Genomic DNA, 18,637 nt, shown 5'->3' with positions numbered 1-18,637 from the left:
TCCCGGCCATTCGAGGGGAACAGGAATGCGCACTCTGGTGCTGAATGCGGGTTACGAGCCACTGGCCGTCGTGTCGTTCAAGCGGGCGCTCGTGCTCGTCATGAACGACAAGGCCACCGTCGTGGAGCACATCCACGACGAACCGGTCTGGGGGGCGACCGGGGCGTACGATCGCCCCGCGGTCATCCTGCTGACCAGATACGTGCGCGTACCGGGAGCCCGGCGCGTGCCGGTCACCCGGCGAGGCGTACTCCGCCGCGACGGGCACCGCTGCGGGTACTGCGGGAAGTCTGCCTCGACGATCGATCACATCCTGCCGCGTTCGCGAGGAGGAGCGGACTCGTGGGAGAACCTCGTGGCCTGCTGCCTGCGCTGCAACAACGTCAAGGGTGATCGCACGCCGCAGGAGATGAATTGGGAGCTGCGCGTCACCCCGCAGCCGCCGCGCGGCGGGCAGTGGACCGTGCGCGGCACCGAGCGCTCCGACCCCCGGTGGGAGCCGTATCTGGCCCTGGCGGCCTGAGCGCCGCGGCGCAAGCTCTTTCGAAAAGAGCACCGGCATGCCGGTGCTGAACCGCGCGGTTCGTAGCATCGACGGATGCACACTGTCGCGCCCCCCGCCGTCGCCCTCGGCACCGTTCCCGCCCACCGCCTCGGCGAGGCCGTCATCACGGTCGTCGGTGTCGACGACGAGCCGATCACAGACGCCGAGGTCACGGTCGCCCAGACGCGCCACGATTTCGCGTTCGGCAACACCGGATTCGACGTCGGTGACGGCGAGGACCTGACCGGGGAGTGGCAGCTGACCGCCGCGGAGGCAGAGCTCTGGCTGCGGATCCACAATGCCGCGACCCTGCCGTTCTACTGGGGGCGGTTCGAGTCGACCCGCGGCACCCCGCGCACCGTCGAGATGCGCCGCACCGCGCAGTGGCTTCGCCGGCACGGCGTGGCGCTGAAGGGCCATCCGCTCGTCTGGCACACCGTGACCGCGCCCTGGCTTCTCGACCTCGAACTCGATGAGATCGAGCGCGCGCAGCGTGAGCGCATCCGGCGCGACGTCGCCGACTTCGCGGGGCTCGTCGACACGTGGGACGCCATCAACGAGACGGTGATCATGCCGGTCTTCGACAACGGCGACAACGGCATCACGAGGCTGGCGAAGGATCGCGGTCGCCTGGCGATGCTGCGGCTGGCCTTCGACGAGGCGCGAGAGGCCAACCCGCACGCCTTTCTGCTCGTGAACGACTTCGATCTGTCGCCGGCGTACGAACGCGTCATCGACGAGATGCTGGATGCGGGCATCCGCCCGGATGCGATCGGGTTGCAGACCCACATGCACCAGGGATACCGCGGTGAGGAGGAGATCCTCGAGGTCGCCGACCGCTTCGCGCGGTTCGGTCTGCCGCTGCACTTCACCGAGACGACCCTGCTGTCCGGCGACCTGATGCCTCCTGAGATCGACGACCTCAACGACTACCAGGTCGCCTCGTGGCCCTCGACCGCCGAGGGCGAGGCCCGGCAGGCCGACGAGATCGAACGGCACTACCGGTCGCTGGTGTCGCATCCCGCCGTCGAGGCGATCACCTACTGGGGGTTCAGCGACCGCGGCATGTGGCTGGGCGCGCCCGGCGGGCTGGTCCGCGCCGACGGCTCACCGAAGCCCGCCTACGACGCACTGCATCGGGTGATCGCCGACGAGTGGTGGGTGTCGCCGACAACGGTGCGCACGGATGCGGAGGGGCGCGTGCGTCTCTCGGGGTTCCGGGGCGACTACGAGGTGGCCGTGCAGGGTCAGCCGGCGGTACCGCTGACGCTCGGGCGAGAGGAGCTGCACGAGACGGTGCGGACCTCCCCGCACTGATCTCATCTTCTTTCGAACATCCTCCGCTGTTCCCGGGCTGGAGGATGTCGGAGGGCCCGCTTACGCTCGCCACAGGCATTGAGATCATAGAACACATGTTCTAGCCTGTGGAGGTGAGGGCGATCGTGCAGACCGAGACGACGACCCGCGACGACGTTCGCGGCGAGGTCCATCGCCTGCGTGCCCAGCTCGAGCGGGTGCAGGGGCGTCGGATGGATGCTCCGGTGCTGCCGGTTCTCGAACCGCTCGCCGAGGTCCTGCCCGGTGGAGGTCTGCGCACCGGGTCGGCCTACTCGCTCACCCGTTCCGCCTCGCTGCTGGCCGCGCTGCTGGCAGGGCCCTCGCAAGACGGCACCTGGTGCGCCGTGGTGGGCATGCCCGACTTCGGCGTCGAGGCCGCCGAGAGCGCCGGAGTCGACCTGTCCCATCTCGTCCTCGTGCCCGATCCCGGCCCGCGGTGGCTGGCGGTCGCCGCGACCCTCGCCGAGGTCATCCCGGTGGTCGCGGTGCGCCCGGCGGCCAGAGCGGCGGATGCCGAGGTGTCTCGGCTGGGGGCGCGCCTGCGTGATCGCGCAGCGGTGCTGCTGGTGCAGGGGCCGTGGCCTCAGGCCGAGGCCTCGCTGGATCTCGCCGACCCGGAGTGGTCGGGGGTGGGGCGAGGACACGGGTACCTGGCGGCGCGCGAGGTCACGATCGATGTGCGCAGCCGACGGTGGCCGATGCCCCGGCGCGCGCGGATGAGCCTTCCCGCGGCCGACGGTGGCGTCGGCGCCGTCCGCTCGGCGGCATCGGCGGTCCCGGCTCTTCCCCGTCTCGAGGCCGTCGGCTGATGCGCCCCGACGCCCCGGTGCGCAGCCTCGTGCTGTGGTTCCCGGATTGGCCCGTGGCGGCGCTGGCGCGGGATGCCGCCGGCTCCGCTCCGGTCGCCGAGGACGCCCCGGTGGCCATCGTCGCCGGGGGGATGGTGACCGCGTGCTCGGCGACGGCCCGTGCCGAGGGGGTCCGCCGCGGACAGCGTCGCCGGGACGCGCAGTCCCGATGCCCGGGACTGCGCGTGGTCGACGCCGACGACGCCCGCGATCACCGCGCATTCGCGCCGCTGGTGGCGGCGCTGGAGGAGCGGGCGCCGGGGGTGCAGATCATCCGCCCGGGGCTGTGCGCGCTGCGCGCCCGCGGACCTGCTCGGTACTACGGGGGCGAGACCGAGGCCGCCCGCGTGCTCGTGAGCACGGTCCGTGCGCAGGGCGTCGCCGACGTGCGCGCGGGCATCGCCGACGGCCCCTTCACCGCCGAACAGGCCGCGCGCATCACCCGCGCCTCCGATCCGGTCTCGGTCGTTCCCACCGGGGGTGCGGCGGGCTTCCTCGCGCCTCTTCCGATCACCGCCCTCGCCGATCACGATGTCGTGGCGCTGCTGGCGCGCCTGGGGGTGCAGACGCTCGGCGACTTCAGCCGGCTCGATCCCGAACGGGTGCGGGAACGGCTGGGCGAGCCGGGCATGCGGCTGCACCGCCTGGCGTCGGGTCTGGATTCGCGTCCCGTCGAGCCGCGCGTGCCTCCTCCCGAGCTGCACCGCGAGGTCGCCTTCGAACCCCCCCTCGAGATCGCCGAGCAGGTGGCGTTCGCCCTGCGCATCGCGGCCGACGAGTTCATCTCGCGTCTCGGCGCGATCGACCTCGTCTGCACCGAATTGCGGGTCGAGCTCACCGGAGACCGCGGAGAGCGGAGCGAACGGGTCTGGCTCCATCCGAACTCCTTCGATGCGGCGGCGGTCGTGGACCGGGTCAGATGGCAGCTCGCCGAAGAGGCCACCGGCGACGGCGGGGGAGTGCTGGCCAGCGGCGTGGCGCTCGTGCGCATCTCACCCGAGGCGGTGGGCGCCGCCTCACACCACGCCCCGGCGATGTTCGGCGCCGGGACCGACGAGCGGGTCCATCACGTCCTCTCCCGCGTGCAGGCGATGCTCGGTCATCGCGGCGTGATGACGGCCGAGGTGGGAGGGGGCCGGTGGCTCACCGAGCGCCAGGTGCTCGTGCCCTGGGGAGACCGCACCGTCGTGACCGCGGAGCGCACCCGTCCCTGGCCGGGGAGCCTTCCCGACCCCCTCCCGGGCACCATCTTCCCCGAGCCGGTGCCGGTGCAGGTCGTCACCGGGGAGGGAGGGCCGGTCGCCGTCGACGAGCGCGATCGGATGACGGCGACGCCCTCGGTGCTGGTGGAGTCGGGGCGCCCCCGGGCGATCAGGGAGTGGGCGGGTCCCTGGCCGATCGTGGAGCGCACGTGGGATGCCGCCCGCAGCCGTCGTGCGCACCGGTTCCAGGTGGTCGACGCCGACCGCACCGCCTGGTTGCTGGTCTGCGCGGGCGGGACGTGGATCGCCGAGGGTCGCTATGACTGATCGATGCGGACGGGGCCGCTGATGGGCTTCAACAATCCTGGCGTCCCCTGGTCGGAGCTCGAGCGCGTCCTCAGCGACCGGCGTCGGCCGCGCAACATCCCTGCGGGGGCCGACGGGGGCGACAGCCCCGCCTGGTCGCACAAGCGCGGCCCCTACGTCCCGCCCGCCATCGAGCGCCCGGCCGAGACGGTGCCGTATGCCGAACTGCACGCGCACTCGTCGTTCTCGTTCCTCGACGGCGCGTCCTCGCCGGAGGAACTGGCCGAGGAGGCCGAGCGTCTCGGCCTGCACGCCCTGGCCGTCACCGACCACGACGGGTTCTACGGGATCGTGCGGTTCGCCGAGGCCGCCGAGAACCTGCAGGTGAAGACCGTGTTCGGAGCAGAGCTGTCGCTCGGTTTCGACGATCGAGCGCCCACGCCGTCGCGGGCAGGAGACGCCGACCCCGAGGGGTCGCACCTGCTCGTGCTCGCCCGGGGGGAGGAGGGCTATCACCGCCTCGCCGCCGCCCTCACGCGAGCTCAGCTCGCGGGGTCGGAGAAGGGACGCCCCGTCTACGATCTCGACGAGCTGTCGGCGCGGGCCGACGGGCACTGGGCGATCCTCACCGGATGCCGCAAGGGCGCGGTTCGCCGCGCGCTCGCCGAGGAAGGACCGGCGGGCGCCGCGGCGGCGCTCGACCGCCTCGTCGCGCTGTTCGGCCCGGAGGCGGTGAACGTGGAGCTGACGGATCACGGCAATCCGACCGACACCCGCGACAACGACGTCCTCGCCGCCCTCGCTCGGGAACGCGGCCTGCCCATCCTGGCCTCGAACAACGTCCACTACGCCGCCCCCGAACGGGCACGGCTCGCCGCCGCCGTCGCGGCGATCCGCGCGCGCCGAGGGCTCGACGAGCTCGACGGATGGCTGCCCGCCCATGCCGCGGCTCACCTGCGTTCGGGCGCCGAGATGGCCGAGCGCTTCGCCCGGTACCCCGGAGCGGTGGCGCGCACGGTGGAGCTGGCCGACGAGCTCGCCTTCCCCCTGCGTCGTGCGCGCCCGGCGCTGCCGCGACAGAAGGTTCCCGAGGGGCACACGCCGATGTCGTGGCTGCGGCACCTGGTCTGGGTGGCCGTTCCCCGCAAGTATCCCGACCTGTCGGCCGACAACCGCGCCCGCATCGAGCGTGAGCTGCAGGTCATCGAGACCAAGGACTTCCCCGGCTACTTCCTCATCGTGCACGGCATCGTGCAAGAGGCGCGGCGCCGCGGCATCCTCTGTCAGGGTCGTGGGTCTGCCGCCAACAGCGCGGTCTGCTACCTGCTCGACATCACCGCCGTCGACGCCATCGCCTACGAGCTGCCCTTCGAACGCTTCCTCTCCAGCCTCCGAGACGAAGAGCCCGACATCGACGTCGACTTCGACTCCGATCGACGCGAAGAGATCATCCAGTGGGTCTATGCCACCTACGGTCGCGACCGCGCCGCGCAGGTGGCCAACGTCATCCAGTACCGCCCCAAGAACGCCGTCCGCGACGTCGCCAAAGCCCTCGGTTACTCCACCGGGCAGCAGGATGCGTGGTCGAAGCAGGTCGAGCGCTGGGGGGCGTCGCTGGAGTCGGGCCCCGACAACGACATCCCGGCCCAGGTGATCGAGTATGCCTCCGAGCTGTTGAAGGCCCCGCGCCACCTCGGCATCCACTCCGGGGGGATGGTGCTCACCGACCGCCCCGTCGGCGAGGTCGTGCCCATCGAGCACGCCCGGATGGAGGATCGCACCGTCATCCAGTGGGACAAGGACGACGCGGCCTGGATGGGACTGGTCAAGTTCGATCTGCTGGGCCTGGGGATGCTCGCCGCCCTCCAGTACTGCTTCGACATGATCCACACCGCCACCGGTGAGCGATGGGAGCTGGCGACGCTGCCCAAGGAGGAGCAGGCGGTGTACGACATGCTCTGCCGCGCCGATTCGATCGGGGTGTTCCAGGTGGAATCCCGTGCCCAGATGGGACTTCTCCCGCGACTGCAGCCGCGGCGGTTCTACGACCTCGTGGTGGAGATCGCCCTCATCCGCCCCGGTCCCATCCAGGGCGGGGCGGTGCATCCGTTCGTGCGTCGAAAGCTCGGTCAGGAGCCGGTGACCTACGCGCATCCGAAGCTCGCGCCCGTGCTGCAGCGCACCCTCGGGGTGCCGGTCTTCCAGGAGCAGCTCATGCAGATGGCGATGGCCATCGGCGACTGCTCGGGAGAGGATGCCGACCTGCTGCGTCGTGCGATGGGCTCCAAGCGGGGAGTCGAGCGCATCGAGTCGCTGCGCGAACGCCTGTACGAGGGGATGGCGCGCAACGGCCTCGTCGGAGAAGATGCCGACGCGATCTACCGTCAGATCCAGGCGTTCGCGAACTTCGGCTTCGCCGAGTCGCACTCGCTGTCGTTCGGGCTCCTCGTCTACGCCAGCTCCTGGATCAAGCTGCACTATCCCGCCGCCTTCCTCGCCGGGCTCCTCCGTGCCCAGCCGATGGGGTTCTACTCGCCCGCGACCCTCGTCGCCGATGCGCGCCGGCACGGGGTCGAGGTGCAGCGCCCCGACCTGCTCCGCTCCGACGTGCACGCGACGCTCGAACCCGTCGGCGACGCGCGCGGCGTCACCGGTCGCCCCGAGTGCGCGCACCGCCTCCAGCCTCCGGTGCCGGTCTTCGATCCGGCCGCGCCCGATGAGTCCGCCGCGCATCGGCGCGACGGTCACCACGCCGTCCGGCTGGGGCTTGCGGGAATCAAGGGGATCGGCGACGCGCTCGCGGCGAAGATCGTGACCGAGCGACGACAGCGCGGTGATTTCCGCGACATGAGGGACCTGGTGCGTCGGACCGGGGCGACGGCGGCGCAGTTGGAGGCGCTCGCGACGGCCGGAGCGTTCGAGTGCTTCGGCATCACCCGCCGCGAGGCGCTGTGGATCGCCGGTTCTGCCGCACAGGATCGTGCGGAGTTTCTCCCCGACTCGATGGTCGCGGTGCAACCACCGCTCTTCCCCGATCAGTCCAGCTACGACATCCTCGCCGCAGACCTGTGGGCTACCGGGATCTCCACCGACGATCACCCCCTGACGCACTTCCGCTCGGGGCTGGATGCTCGGGGGGTGTTGACCTCACGGGAGATGCGGACGCACGACCCGGGGCGGCGTGTGGAGGTGGCGGGGCTCGTCACCCATCGTCAGCGGCCCGCCACGGCGTCGGGCATCACCTTCCTCAACCTCGAGGACGAGCACGGCGTGGTCAACGTCATCTGCTCCGTCGGGGTCTGGAACCGCTACCGGCGGGTCGCGCGGGATGCTCCGGCCCTCATCGTGCGGGGAATGCTCGAGAGGTCGGAGGAGGGGGTGACGAACCTCGTCGCCGACCGGTTCGAAGACCTGCGTGTGGGCGTCGGTCACCGCTCGCGAGATTTCCGTTGACGGCCTGTCTCCGACAGAACGTCCGCCTCTCGCGTGCTCGTCGGGCGCCTCCGCCTGTACGCCTCGAGCCGGTCATGGGGATCAGGCGGATGCCGCTGAGCGGTCGGCTATGACGAGGTGTGCGTTTGGGCGCGGCGACGTTCCTGCTTCAGATTCGCGAACGGCAGCTTGCCGAAGTGGGCAGTGAACTTCCGAGTGAGGTCGGCCTCGACCGCACCGGGGTCCACCGCCTCCACGCGCCATGCGACGAGAAGGTCAGCGCTATCCTCCAGACACCAGATGTAGCGACCGCCCCAATGTCCGATCGGCTCGCCAGCCCCGTGTCGGCGAAACTCGTCCAAACGCTTCGCAATACCCCGCCGCCCCCGTGCTCCGGCTGTGGCCATACCGATGTAGAGGACGAATGCGCCGTCTACCCAGGCCTTCTGAAGTTTCTCAATTGGGACTGATGGATCACGCCGCTTGAACCAGCCAGCCGGGCTGACCGGCCGGAACTCAGGCAAGCGCTCGGGGCTTGGGCGAACGACGATGTACACGCCGCCTGCAGTCGGAACGTCCGTGTTCGGCAGGTCCCCGAAGGGGACAAACCCCTCAAACCCCTCGGAGCGCAGCTGGTCGGCGGTGGTCACAGTTCGCACTCTAGCCATGTGCTCTGTCGACAACCGAAAATCGGTTCCTGCCTGGCTGTAGGAATCGGTCAGAGATGTCTATGCGGTGAAAGCGACGGCTGCGTTCTCAGACATGACATGGCCTCAGATGCTTGCGAGGCATAGAGACGTCCTATCCATGGGATGCCCAGCGGCGGGCGAGCCAGGTGACGGCGGCATCCGCTTCGGCTCGCTGAAACGCTCGAAGGGTTGGCATGTTGGGAGGTGCGGGCTGTCGGGCGTTGTTGTAGAAATTGCCCGCGAGAGCGGCGAGCACGGCATCGACCTGCTCGGATCGTAGGCCATCGAAAAGCGGGTGACCCAGGTACACATCGGCATCGACGACCTCATCACGCATCACGCAATCGAGGAGGTAAATGACCCCGTCGAACCAGCGTGCTCCAATCGACGCCCACGGCCAATCGATCAGCCACGCTGCACCTGCTTCATCGATCAAGATGTTGTCAGCGCGGCAATCCAGGTGAACCAGACGATCCCCGACGACGGCATCGGCGGCCCCGACCGCGGTCTCCATCATGCGGTCGCGCAACGTGAGAGCGAGAGGCGGCAGGGCCTCGTCGACATCGTCGGCGTCGATGCGGTTCCAGGCGTTGAAATCGTCGGCTAGCTCTTCATGAAGTTGCGGGAGGGCGGCCAGGGGGCCAGTTGCCTCCGGGAGATCTGCGATCGCGTCGAGTACAGCAGGTATGTCTGAACCGTGCGGCCCATGGGGATGCGCACCTTCAATGTCGTCCAGCATCAGGGCGATCCACTCGTCGTCATCGTAGACACCGAGAAGTGCTGGGGCCCGAACTTCGCTCGGGAGCATCCGCATGACGTTGGCTTCTCTTCGATGAAGCTCCAAGGTCTCCGCGTTGCGACTGCGCGCCACCGTTTTCACGAAGGCCCGGCGCCCGTTGTCGGTCACGATCCGGTCGGCGGATCCAGACGAGAAACCGTTCAGCTGCGCCTTCGTGGCGATGACTCTCCCGTCGAGTTCCGCTTCAACCCACGATGTCACGGTCGAGGGCAGCGAACTCCAGGGCATGCGTGTAGACATCCTCGACCGTAACGCGAATCGCCCTGACCAGATATCAGAGCCCCCTCGGCGCCATGCTGTCCAGCGCCGGGATGCCCGTATCGAGTAGCGCGCCGGCACTGCCCAGCCCGTGAATGCGACCGGCGATCAGGCCACGATCACTGGTGCTCATGCGCCGGATCAGGCGACGCGGCGGTGCCGGCGGCTGCGAGCCTCGGCCAGGATCGCGTCGAGGGAGTCGAACCATCCCGTCCGCACCGGCGCCTGGACCCACACGACCTCGAATCGCGCTCCGTCCTCCTGCACGTACGCGAGAAGACAGGCCGGATCGTCGTGGGGCAGGGCGAGATCGGTGATGACCCAGCCTCCGGCCGCAAGCCGCACCATTTCGAACTGGTCTGCACCGAACGATTCTCTGTCGAACGGCTCCGGCGATGTGCGCGGTGACTCGGTCAGCATGGCGTCCTCGTCCTTCTGCCTGGGAAACCAGTGAAGCGCCTTTCCTCCGTTCTGACTGCTCCCTTTCGCTTCCCGCGCCGGTGTGGCATGATCCGCCCGCAGCGGTCAGGCCGCGCCGGTGCCCAGCAGCGTACCGATGAGGAAGGTGGCGCCGAGTGCGAGGGCGCCACCCACGACCGTGCGGACGACGGCACGCAGTCGACGGGCGCCGCCGATCCACGCCGCGACATACCCGGTGATCGCCAGGGCGACGAGCACACTCGCGAAGGTGAGCCAGATGCGGGCGGGGTGGGGGACGAAGAGGATCGTGGCGAGGGGGAGGAGCGCGCCGATCGTGAAGGCGACCGCCGAGGCGATGGCCGCCGACCAGGGGCTCACCACGTCGCTCTGATCGATGTTCAGCTCGATCGAGAGGTGAGCGGCGAGGGCATCGCTCTCGGTCAGCTCCTTCGCGACCGCGGTGGCCGTCTGCTCGCTCAGCCCCTGGGCGCGGTACAGGCCCACGAGTTCGGCGAACTCGCCCTCGGGGTCGGCGGCGAGTTCGCGGCGCTCCTTTTCGATCAGCGCATGCTCGCTGTCGCGCTGACTCGACACCGACACGTACTCGCCGAGCGCCATCGAGACCGCGCCGCCGACGAGTGCCGCGGCGCCCGCGAGCAGGACCGGACCGACCTCCGCGGTCGCGCCTGCCACACCCACGACCACCGCCGCGGTGGAGACGATGCCGTCATTGGCACCGAGAACACCGGCCCGAAGTCCGTTCAGTCGCTGGGCGAGCCCGGGCCGGTGCGGCTCGTTGGGATGCCCTGTCGTCGCGCGATCCTCGGTCATGGCCCGACGCTACCCGCGCCGCGGTGCCGCGACCAGAGGCGACGGATCAGGCCCCGGTCAGGCGACGAGAGAGAGCGCGTGGGCGAGCGACTCGGCCGACTCGTGGTCGACGGTGAAGGGCACGATGCCGAAGTAGCTGCCGATCACCAGCAGGAAGACGAAGACGATCGACAGGAACAGGATGCCCAGCGACGCCAGGGAGAGCAGGAGGGGAAGGCGGGAGGTCACCCCTCCATGATGGCGCATCTGCGTCATCCCGTGCCCGAGGATGTCTCGACGGCGGCCATGATCCCGGTAGACCGGGTCACGCCTCCAGGATGCGGACGACGCGACCGAGACCGGTCGCCAGGGTCGAGCGGATGGTGTCTTCGATCATCGGTTCCACCAGCCGGAGCATCCCCGAGGGCTCGCCGTCGATGGTGGCGCTGACCCGCGTTCCGGCGGCGTGGTCGGCCAGATCGAACAGCAGGGATGTCGGGAACGTGCCCCGAGTGCTCGCGATGGCCATGCGCCCCGGTGGCACGTACTCGGTGACCCGCCAGTCGAACTCCACTTCGCGGCCCATGACGCGCATCCGGCTGTTGATCGTGCTCCCCACTCCGACCGGCGGCGGGGAGGTCAGCGCTTCGGAGATGACGGTGTCATCCCACTCGGGCCGGCGACCGGCGTCGGTGAGGTAGGCGAACACGTCGGCGCGCGAACGCGCGATCACGACGACTTCGGTGACGGTGAACATGGCGGGAGCGGTGTCGACGTCAGTTCAGCGCGGGGGTGTCGTCGGGGATGACCCCGCCGGCGTAGAGCGACTCACCGAGATCGCGCAGGGCGCGGAGCGCGACCCGCTGCGTGAGCGGACCGTACGAGATGCGGGCGACGCCGAGCTCCTCGTACTCCTTCGCCGGGAGGGCACCCGGGAATCCGATGACGGAGAGCTTCCCGCGGCCCAGCCCCTCGACGATCCGCTCGACGTGAGCACGCTGGATGGCGCCGGGGACGAACACGACCGCAGCGCCCTCGTCGAGGAACGCCCGGCCGCGCCGGATGGCCTCGTCGAGCTGCTGATCGATGGGGGCGTCGCCGCCGCGCAGAAGCGCATCAGTGCGGGCGTTCAGCTGGAACGCGACCCCCTCGGCTTCGGCTGCCCGCATCGCGGCGCGCACGCGCGCGACCGCCTCGTCGAAGGGTCGCATGCGGTCTTCGATGTTGGCGCCGACGATGCCCAGGCCGATCGCCCGTCGCACGGTCTCCTCGGGGTCGTCGTATCCGTCGTCGAGGTCGGCGCTGACGGGCAGGTCGACCGAGCGGGCGATGAGGCCCGCGGCGGCTAGGGCCGTGTCGAGCGGCATCCCGCCGTCGGGGTATCCGAGGCTCGCTGCGATCGAGTGCCCGGCGGTCGCGAGGGCGCGCGTGCCCGGAAGGTCGGCGATCACCCGGGCGCTGACGGCGTCCCAGACGTTCACCACCTGCAGGATCTCGGGCGCTTGGTGGAGCGCTTCCAGCGTGCGGGCCCTGTCCTGAGTGGTGGTACCGGCGGTCATACCGCGACGCTACCCGACGGTGGGGGCCTGCCGGCGCAGAGGTCAGGATCCGTCGCTGAATGCGTCGACGAACCGGTCGCGGAAGACGTCCATGCGCCACACCGGGGCGTCGGATGACGGCCGGAAGCCGGCATCCCATCCCCACGCCTCGATCTGCTCGAACACCGCGGGGTCTTTCGACACGATCGTGACGGGCACGTCGTTGTCGGCATCTGGCCCGCTGACGACGCGGGAGGGTTGGTGGTCGCCGACCAGCACGAGCACGAGATCTGCGGGGTCGTAGGTCTCGAGGAACGACAGGGTCGCGCCGAGGGAGTACTGCATCGACTCCGCGTACGCGGCACGGACGCCTCGCTCGTCCGGCCACAGGCTCGCTCCGGCGGCATCGAGCTGACCGGCGAAGATGCTGCCGTCGCCGAGGTCCGACCACGGCACGAGCTGGGGCGTCGGAGTCCACGGTGTGTGCGACGAGACGAGGGAGACCTCGGCCATGATCGGCGCGCCGTCACCGGCGAGCTCCTCGTCGAAGAAGCGCTGCCACGTGTACTGATCGGGCACGCGCGCGAAGCCGAACGCGGGCCCGTCGAACGCGAGTTCCTGCTCGTCGAGCATGCGGTCCAAGCCGTAGAACGCCGCACCCTCGGGCCAGGGCTCGGTGTGGGCGGGGTTGACCGTGACCGTGCGCCAGCCGGTCTCGCCGAACAGGCGGCTCAGCGTCATCCGCTCACTCGACAGCAGCGCGTCGTACTTCTGCTGGGTGTCGACCCACGCGCCGCTCTGCAGCGTGCCGTGGGCGAGCCAGCTGACACCGCCGAAGGTGGGGGAGGTGAGGAACGCGCTCTCGGCGCGGTACCCGTTCTCGGTCAGCCGCTCGGCGCTCTCGTCGATCAGCCGGGTGATGCCTGCCATCGGCCCGGCGCCCGACACGGCGACCTCGCCGTAGCTCTCGACGAACGCGATGACGACGTCCTTTCCACGGAGCCCGGCGAGGAGATCGTCGGATACCCCGCCGGCGAGCGGATCGTCCTGGAGCGCCCGTTCGAAGGCCTCCTGGTCGGGGACGCTCTCCGCCGCCTGCACGACTTCGCCGACGAGGGTTCTCGTGACATCCGCGGCGGCGAGAGGAGCTCCCGAGGGATGCTGCGCCCCGACGACCGACAGAATCACCCATGCCGTCACCGCGGCGGCGACCGCGATCCGCCCCCGTGCCCCGAGGTGCGTCACCGACTGTGCGCACCGCAGCACGCACCGGCCGGCCACGAACACTGCGGCGGCGGCGAGCCCGGTGACGGCGAGGGCGGCGAGTGCTGCGGTGATCGGCCCCACGACGTCGTGGACGACCTTGTAGGCGTTGATGACGGCGCGCCAGTCTTCGGTGGCGGCGAATCCGCGATCGATCGTTCCCCGGAACGACAGATCGAGCAGCGCGACGAGTGCCGCCATGACGGTGACCGCCCCGAACGCGTACGCGGCGATCCGTCGGATCGTGCCGTCGGGAAAGGCGATGACGAGCAGCAGGACGAGGATCGCCTCCACCGGCAGCCGCAGCGCGAGGCCCGTGCCGGGATCGAGTGCACCCGCGAGAAGCGGCGCGCCGATGACCGTCACCCAGGCGAGAGCCGTGACGATCGACGCGCCCGAGCTCGCCGGGGGCCGCGGCGCAACCCCAAGCCCGCCACCGAGGTGACGATTCTGCGGGTGCTGCGCGGCAGCCGTGGCATCCTGTCCGATACCGCGACGCTACCCGACGGGGAGGGCCTGCCCGACGGTGTAGCGCGATCCGTGGTGGTCGCTCGGAAGGCGGTCGCCGCGCCCGTGCAGCTTCTGTCGCAGGGTGCCGGGCTCGTACGCCTCGGGGTAGACGCCCCGGCGCCGCAGCTCGGGGATGACCCAGGTGACGATGTCTTCGAACGTGCCGGGGGTGATCGCGTACGCGAGGTTGAACCCGTCGACGTCGGTCTCGTCGACCCACGCCTGCAGCTCGTCGGCGATCTCCTCGGGCCCGCCCACGATGAGCGGGCCGAGGCCCCCGATCGCGCTGTGACGGCCGATGTCGCGGACGACCCATTCCTCGCCCTCGTCGTTCGCGGCCTGGAAGTTCGACACCGTTGACTGGATGGCGTTGCTCTTGACGTTGCCGATCGGGTCGTCGAGGTCGTACTCCGACAGGTCGACGCCCATCCACCCCGACATGAACACCAGGGCGCCCTCGGGGCTGGCGTACTGCAGGAAGTCGGCGTGCTTGGCCCGCGCCTTCTCGGGGGTCTCATCGGTGATGATCGTCAGCAGGGTGTAGATCTTCGCGGCGTCGCGCGGACGTGTCGACGACGCTCCAGATCCCGGCCAATACGACGCTTGAAAACTAGGCCACCCAGACCAGATTGGGTGGGTGATCTCCTTGGAAGATTGGGCGTTGATCAGGCGGCTTGTCGCGGACGGTGTTCCGCAGCGGCAGGTGGCCAGGGATCTCGGAATCGCGCGGGACACGGTCGCGGCTGCCGTCAGGTCTGACCGGCCGCCGAAGTATGAGCGGCCGTCGCAGCCGACGTCGTTCTCGCCGTTCGAGGCGCGGGTCAGAGCGCTGTTGGCGGAGCATCCGTCGATGCCGGCGACGGTGATCGCGGAGCGTGTCGAGTGGTCCGGGTCGATCACCTGGTTCCGGGAGAACGTGCGCCGGTTGCGGCCGGAGCATCGCCCAGTCGACCCGGCGGATCGGTTGTCGTGGGCGGCCGGGGATGCGGCGCAGTGTGATCTCTGGTTCCCGCCGCGGAAGATCCCGCTCGAGGACGGCAGGAGCGCGCTGTTGCCAGTTCTCGCCATCGTCGCGGCGCATTCGCGGTTCGTGACGGCCCGGATGATCCCGACGCGGAAGACGGAGGATCTGCTGCTCGGGTCGTGGGACCTGATCCAGCAACTCGGTCGTGTCCCGCGCAGGCTGATCTGGGACAACGAGCCCGGCATCGGCCAGAAAGGTCGGCTCGCCCAAGGCGTCGCTGCTTTTGCGGGAACGCTCGCGACGAAGGTCGTGCAGCTGCGCCCCTATGACCCGGAGTCCAAGGGCATCGTGGAGCGCCGTAACGGCTGGTTCGAGACCTCGTTCATGCCCGGCCGCACCTTCAGCTCACCGGCGGACTTCAACGCGCAACTCTCCGACTGGCTTGAGAACGCCAACACCAGGGTCGTGCGGACCATCAAGGCCCGCCCGATCGATCTCATCGAGCACGACCGGTCCCGCATGCTGCCGCTGCCCCCGATCCCGCTGCAGCTCGGTTGGCGAGAGCGGATCCGCCTGGGGCGGGATTACTACGTCCGCCTCGACGCCTCGGACTACTCCGTCGACCCGCAAGCCATCGGCCGGCTCGTGGACGTCACCGCCGACCTCGACCGAGTGCGGGTGCGACTGGACGGTCGGATCGTCGCCGACCACGCCCGCGTCTGGGCGCGAGGGAGCATCGTCACCGACCCGACGCATGTCGAGACGGCGCGACGGTTGCGGCAGCAGTTTCAGCAGCCCCGCCCTGCCGTTGTCGGGCACGACCTCACGAGGGATCTCGCGGACTACGACCGCGCGTTCGGGATCGAAGGCGTCGCCTGATGGTCGCCAAGCAGACCGACACGGTCAAGCAGATCACCTATCTCGCCGGCGCGCTCAAGGCACCACGGATCACTGAAGCCGCGAGTCGGATGGCTGACCAGGCGCGAGACGCGGGCTGGTCGTTCGAGGACTACCTCGCCGCCGTTCTCGAACGTGAGGTCTCCGCCCGGAACGCGTCCGGCGCGGAACTGCGAATCAAAGCCGCCGGGTTCCCCGCCAGGAAGACGCTCGAAGACTTCGACTGGGACGCCCGACCGACCGCTCGTCAGCAGATCGCCGGGCTCGCATCCGGAGGATTCCTCCTCGAGGCGCAGAACGTCGTCCTCCTCGGTCCGCCCGGAACCGGGAAGACGCATCTGGCGACAGCGCTCGGAATCGTCGCCGCGAGACACGGGCACCGGGTGTTGTTCGCGACCGCAACGGACTGGGTCACCCGCCTCACCGATGCCCACCGGCAAGGGAACCTGCCCCGTGAGCTCGCCCGCCTCCGCCGCTACGGGTTGATCATCGTCGACGAAGTCGGCTACCTCCCGTTCGAGCAAGACGCCGCCAACCTCTTCTTCCAACTGGTCTCCAGCCGCTACGAACACGCCTCGCTAATCCTCACCTCGAACCTGCCGTTCTCCGGCTGGGGCGGGGTCTTCGGAGACCAAGCCGTCGCCGCGGCGATGATCGACCGCATCGTCCACCACGCCGACGTCCTCACGTTGAAGGGCGCCAGCTACCGGCTCCGCGGAAGAGGGATCGACAGCCTTCCCAGCATCAAGACGCAAGATCCGGCAGACTGACCAAACGACGAATCGGTGGCCTAGTTTTCGCCCGTCGTTTTGGCCTGGTTCTCAAGCGTCGTCGACACCGGCAGCAACGCGACTGCCGGAACGCACTCAACGCACCGCACTGTCCGCCCCTTGCGCTCATAGATCGCGTCCGTCCCCGCGATCAGCGTGGCGCCGCACAGCCTGCAACGCCCGGCGTATCGGAGCAGCATGCGACGGTCGTTCGTATCGTCGATCGGCTGCGTCATGGCGAGATTCTATGAGCTACCGGGCGACGCGCCGGCGCGTGCGGCCTCGAACCCAACGTGGACGATCGGCGATACATGTCCGGGAGGGTCGGGGTGCAGCTTCGGGCGCCCGGTTCGGCCCCCTCATCGGGTGCTCCTTGAGCTTCTGGTCGGGAGCATCACGGCGTGGTTTCCACTCATCGGACTCGGAGCGGTTAGGCGAGCAGTGTTCGGCGTTGTCGGGCGTCTAGTCACCCGGGGCCGTAACTTCAGCTCCGTCAAGCAGTTCTTCGCGTAGCGGCGGCACGTGACCGTCATGTCCGACCGGTTGCTCCGGGCCCCACAGCCTCCTGGCGAATGCGACGCCGGGCGCGTTCGCCGCTCCGTTTACGGCTGCTCCGGCGACTCTGCAGGCATGACGTGGGGCATCGTCAAGGAGGCCCCTGGAGGGACTCGAACACGTTTTGAGCATTTTGCATACCAGCGTCGAGCGGCAAGTTGCGCGGAATTACGCAGATTTTGGGGAACGGGACGACATCGAGCTACGTCCGAAAACAGCCAACGGCGAATGGAATGCGGGCAAATTGCGGGCAAGAATCTCAGCCATGGAGCGGCGTTCGAGGGCATGCCGGGCGACGATGCGGGCAAATGATTATTGGGCGCTAACCCAAGAACGTGTCTATGAGCGTTCTGTTCGGCATGTCGGACTTTGGAGGGCATAGTGCTCAGACGCTGATTTTCTGCGCCGAGTTGCGGTCAGCGCCCGATCGACGGGCCGGACGGGTGGCTGGGCGTCTGGTGCGGGCGGGACTGCGCCTCGTCCTCCGCCCGCATCCGGTTGTAGGTCTCACGGGTGATGAGGTCTTCCGCGAGCCCGGCCCCGCGCGCCCGCGCCATCATGCGCGTCGCAGTGCTGACGCTGACACCGAGCTGGTCCGACACGAGCTTGAGCGGCGCGATGTTCACGGTCGTCGCGATCCGGTACAGCCGCACCGCCTCTAGGACGGTCTCACCAAACTCGCGATCCGAGGCGCGAGCCCGCACCTCAGCGAGATAGTCGGTCAGAGAGAGCGGCTCCCCCTCATCGCGCTGCACCGTGACGACTCGTAGCGCGGACCGCTGGACGATCTGCAGCACGCTCACGTCGCGCAGCGCTGCCGCGGTCACCTCGTCACCCTCCCCCGATCGATCCACTCGGACGGATGCGGCGACCGACCGTCGCAACTGCTGGTCGTAGACGACGCGCACGCGGATGGCACCGACCGAGTTCGGCTCGTCCGTCACGAGGGCATCCCATCGCGTGGGCATGCGCACCCCGTCTCCGACGAGGATGCGTTCGGGGTCGACATCTTCGACGACAAGATCGTCCATGTGGCGAGTGTCCCACGATTTCGAAGCCGTGAGCAATTGATGTCGCGCATTGCTCACGAAAGGAGTACGGTGTGCGCAAGCGATGTCACGCATTGCTCACGGAAAGGAGAAGGCTATGAACAGGTCCGCGAACTCGCTCGCTCTGACCATGAAGGATGCCGCCAAGCTCGTCGGCGTCGACTACCGCACGATCAAGCTCGGCATCGAGAGCGGGACCATCCCCACGGTCCAGCTCGGCCCACGCCGGATGATCCCGCGCGCCGGCCTGCTGCGTGCCTTTGGCGTCGACGCGTGACGACCGGCTCAGCAATCCTGGCCCAGCGCGGCCAAGTAGGCCCAAGACCAGGACCAGTTGCGATGAGCAAACTTCGGCTGCCGACATGCGAGGACGGAACGCGTCCGCCTAACCCAATCGCTCCGCTAGCCGCAGGCCATCCGCCTCTGCGCGTCGTCTCCGCGTGTC

Annotated in this window: 19 protein-coding genes; 8 read left to right on the top strand and 11 right to left on the bottom strand. The window is 69.3% G+C overall.

Annotation, left to right across the window (positions count from 1 at the left end; translation table 11 throughout):
• Positions 1-25: 25 nt before the first annotated feature.
• From FBY40_RS13300 to FBY40_RS13280, 5 genes are all read left to right on the top strand, one after another.
• Entirely contained in the window at positions 26-523 is a 498-nt protein-coding gene (locus FBY40_RS13300) for an HNH endonuclease (protein WP_141939288.1), read from the top strand.
• 75 nt (positions 524-598) lie between these two features.
• Positions 599-1,861 carry an endo-1,4-beta-xylanase gene (locus tag FBY40_RS13295; RefSeq protein WP_141939287.1) on the top strand — a complete coding sequence of 421 codons (1,263 nt, stop codon included), beginning with the start codon at positions 599-601 and terminating at the stop codon, positions 1,859-1,861.
• Between the two features lie 113 nt (positions 1,862-1,974).
• Positions 1,975-2,691 (top strand): hypothetical protein, encoded by a 717-nt coding sequence (locus tag FBY40_RS13290; RefSeq protein ID WP_235014890.1) that lies wholly within the window; start codon positions 1,975-1,977, stop codon positions 2,689-2,691.
• Positions 2,691-4,259, top strand: a complete 1,569-nt coding sequence (locus FBY40_RS13285; protein WP_141939286.1) for a DNA polymerase Y family protein — start codon at positions 2,691-2,693, stop codon at positions 4,257-4,259. The genes FBY40_RS13290 and FBY40_RS13285 overlap by 1 nt, the downstream gene beginning before the upstream one ends.
• A gap of 21 nt (positions 4,260-4,280) precedes the next feature.
• On the top strand, positions 4,281-7,691 hold the full coding sequence (locus FBY40_RS13280) for an error-prone DNA polymerase (RefSeq protein WP_141940194.1): 3,411 nt from the start codon (positions 4,281-4,283) through the stop codon (positions 7,689-7,691).
• A 107-nt stretch (positions 7,692-7,798) separates the two neighbouring features.
• Here the strand turns inward: FBY40_RS13280 and FBY40_RS13275 are convergent, their stop codons facing one another.
• The 9 genes from FBY40_RS13275 to FBY40_RS13240 all read right to left on the bottom strand — a co-directional run bounded on the left by FBY40_RS13275 (position 7,799) and on the right by FBY40_RS13240 (position 14,404).
• Entirely contained in the window at positions 7,799-8,320 is a 522-nt protein-coding gene (locus tag FBY40_RS13275) for a hypothetical protein (protein WP_235014887.1), read from the bottom strand.
• A 151-nt stretch (positions 8,321-8,471) separates the two neighbouring features.
• A complete protein-coding gene (locus FBY40_RS13270) occupies positions 8,472-9,386 on the bottom strand; it encodes a phosphotransferase (RefSeq protein ID WP_160141398.1) in 915 nt (304 codons plus the stop codon).
• A gap of 171 nt (positions 9,387-9,557) precedes the next feature.
• Entirely contained in the window at positions 9,558-9,836 is a 279-nt protein-coding gene (locus tag FBY40_RS13265) for a hypothetical protein (RefSeq protein ID WP_141939283.1), read from the bottom strand.
• A gap of 105 nt (positions 9,837-9,941) precedes the next feature.
• Positions 9,942-10,667, bottom strand: coding sequence for a VIT1/CCC1 transporter family protein (locus tag FBY40_RS13260; RefSeq protein WP_141939282.1), 726 nt, complete (start codon positions 10,665-10,667; stop codon positions 9,942-9,944).
• Between the two features lie 57 nt (positions 10,668-10,724).
• On the bottom strand, positions 10,725-10,895 hold the full coding sequence (locus FBY40_RS17345) for a hypothetical protein (RefSeq protein ID WP_160141397.1): 171 nt from the start codon (positions 10,893-10,895) through the stop codon (positions 10,725-10,727).
• A gap of 76 nt (positions 10,896-10,971) precedes the next feature.
• Positions 10,972-11,403, bottom strand: coding sequence for an SRPBCC family protein (locus FBY40_RS13255; RefSeq protein WP_141939281.1), 432 nt, complete (start codon positions 11,401-11,403; stop codon positions 10,972-10,974).
• Between the two features lie 19 nt (positions 11,404-11,422).
• Entirely contained in the window at positions 11,423-12,205 is a 783-nt protein-coding gene (locus FBY40_RS13250; RefSeq protein WP_141939280.1) for an isocitrate lyase/PEP mutase family protein, read from the bottom strand.
• A 42-nt stretch (positions 12,206-12,247) separates the two neighbouring features.
• Positions 12,248-13,813 carry a CDP-alcohol phosphatidyltransferase gene (locus FBY40_RS13245; RefSeq protein ID WP_141939279.1) on the bottom strand — a complete coding sequence of 522 codons (1,566 nt, stop codon included), beginning with the start codon at positions 13,811-13,813 and terminating at the stop codon, positions 12,248-12,250.
• Positions 13,814-13,945: 132 nt separating this feature from the next.
• A complete protein-coding gene (locus FBY40_RS13240) occupies positions 13,946-14,404 on the bottom strand; it encodes a hypothetical protein (protein ID WP_327437046.1) in 459 nt (152 codons plus the stop codon).
• Positions 14,405-14,594: 190 nt separating this feature from the next.
• Between FBY40_RS13240 and istA the strand changes: the two genes are divergently transcribed.
• Both istA and istB read left to right on the top strand, forming a co-directional pair.
• On the top strand, positions 14,595-15,800 hold the full coding sequence (gene istA / locus FBY40_RS13235; RefSeq protein WP_141939278.1) for an IS21 family transposase: 1,206 nt from the start codon (positions 14,595-14,597) through the stop codon (positions 15,798-15,800).
• Positions 15,800-16,588, top strand: coding sequence for an IS21-like element helper ATPase IstB (gene istB / locus FBY40_RS13230; protein ID WP_141939277.1), 789 nt, complete (start codon positions 15,800-15,802; stop codon positions 16,586-16,588). The genes istA and istB overlap by 1 nt, the downstream gene beginning before the upstream one ends.
• A gap of 20 nt (positions 16,589-16,608) precedes the next feature.
• Here the strand turns inward: istB and FBY40_RS13225 are convergent, their stop codons facing one another.
• Entirely contained in the window at positions 16,609-16,824 is a 216-nt protein-coding gene (locus FBY40_RS13225) for a hypothetical protein (protein ID WP_141939276.1), read from the bottom strand.
• Between the two features lie 735 nt (positions 16,825-17,559).
• Complete coding sequence (locus tag FBY40_RS13220; protein WP_141939275.1) at positions 17,560-18,174, bottom strand: hypothetical protein; 615 nt, start codon at positions 18,172-18,174, stop codon at positions 17,560-17,562.
• Positions 18,175-18,289: 115 nt separating this feature from the next.
• Between FBY40_RS13220 and FBY40_RS13215 the strand changes: the two genes are divergently transcribed.
• Positions 18,290-18,469 (top strand): helix-turn-helix domain-containing protein, encoded by a 180-nt coding sequence (locus FBY40_RS13215; protein ID WP_235014884.1) that lies wholly within the window; start codon positions 18,290-18,292, stop codon positions 18,467-18,469.
• The last annotated feature ends 168 nt before the right edge of the window (positions 18,470-18,637 follow it).

It is taken from the genome of Microbacterium sp. SLBN-154 (assembly GCF_006715565.1).
In the GTDB taxonomy this organism is placed as follows: domain Bacteria; phylum Actinomycetota; class Actinomycetes; order Actinomycetales; family Microbacteriaceae; genus Microbacterium.
The sequence above is the reverse complement of the archived record's forward strand: the minus strand, read 5'-3'. Positions and strand labels throughout refer to the sequence as shown.

Bases quoted from the DNA above. Each gene is read 5' to 3' on its own strand.
- FBY40_RS13220 (WP_141939275.1), bottom strand. From the start codon at position 18,174: ATGGACGATCTTGTCGTCGAAGATGTCGACCCCGAACGCATCCTCGTC.
- FBY40_RS13300 (WP_141939288.1), top strand. From the start codon at position 26: ATGCGCACTCTGGTGCTGAATGCGGGTTACGAGCCACTGGCCGTCGTG.
- FBY40_RS13215 (WP_235014884.1), top strand. From the start codon at position 18,290: ATGAACAGGTCCGCGAACTCGCTCGCTCTGACCATGAAGGATGCCGCC.
- FBY40_RS13285 (WP_141939286.1), top strand. From the start codon at position 2,691: ATGCGCCCCGACGCCCCGGTGCGCAGCCTCGTGCTGTGGTTCCCGGAT.
- istB (WP_141939277.1), top strand. From the start codon at position 15,800: ATGGTCGCCAAGCAGACCGACACGGTCAAGCAGATCACCTATCTCGCC.
- FBY40_RS13225 (WP_141939276.1), bottom strand. From the start codon at position 16,824: ATGACGCAGCCGATCGACGATACGAACGACCGTCGCATGCTGCTCCGA.
- FBY40_RS13270 (WP_160141398.1), bottom strand. From the start codon at position 9,386: ATGCCCTGGAGTTCGCTGCCCTCGACCGTGACATCGTGGGTTGAAGCG.
- FBY40_RS13250 (WP_141939280.1), bottom strand. From the start codon at position 12,205: ATGACCGCCGGTACCACCACTCAGGACAGGGCCCGCACGCTGGAAGCG.
- FBY40_RS13255 (WP_141939281.1), bottom strand. From the start codon at position 11,403: ATGTTCACCGTCACCGAAGTCGTCGTGATCGCGCGTTCGCGCGCCGAC.
- FBY40_RS13295 (WP_141939287.1), top strand. From the start codon at position 599: ATGCACACTGTCGCGCCCCCCGCCGTCGCCCTCGGCACCGTTCCCGCC.
- FBY40_RS13265 (WP_141939283.1), bottom strand. From the start codon at position 9,836: ATGCTGACCGAGTCACCGCGCACATCGCCGGAGCCGTTCGACAGAGAA.
- FBY40_RS13280 (WP_141940194.1), top strand. From the start codon at position 4,281: ATGGGCTTCAACAATCCTGGCGTCCCCTGGTCGGAGCTCGAGCGCGTC.
- FBY40_RS13260 (WP_141939282.1), bottom strand. From the start codon at position 10,667: ATGACCGAGGATCGCGCGACGACAGGGCATCCCAACGAGCCGCACCGG.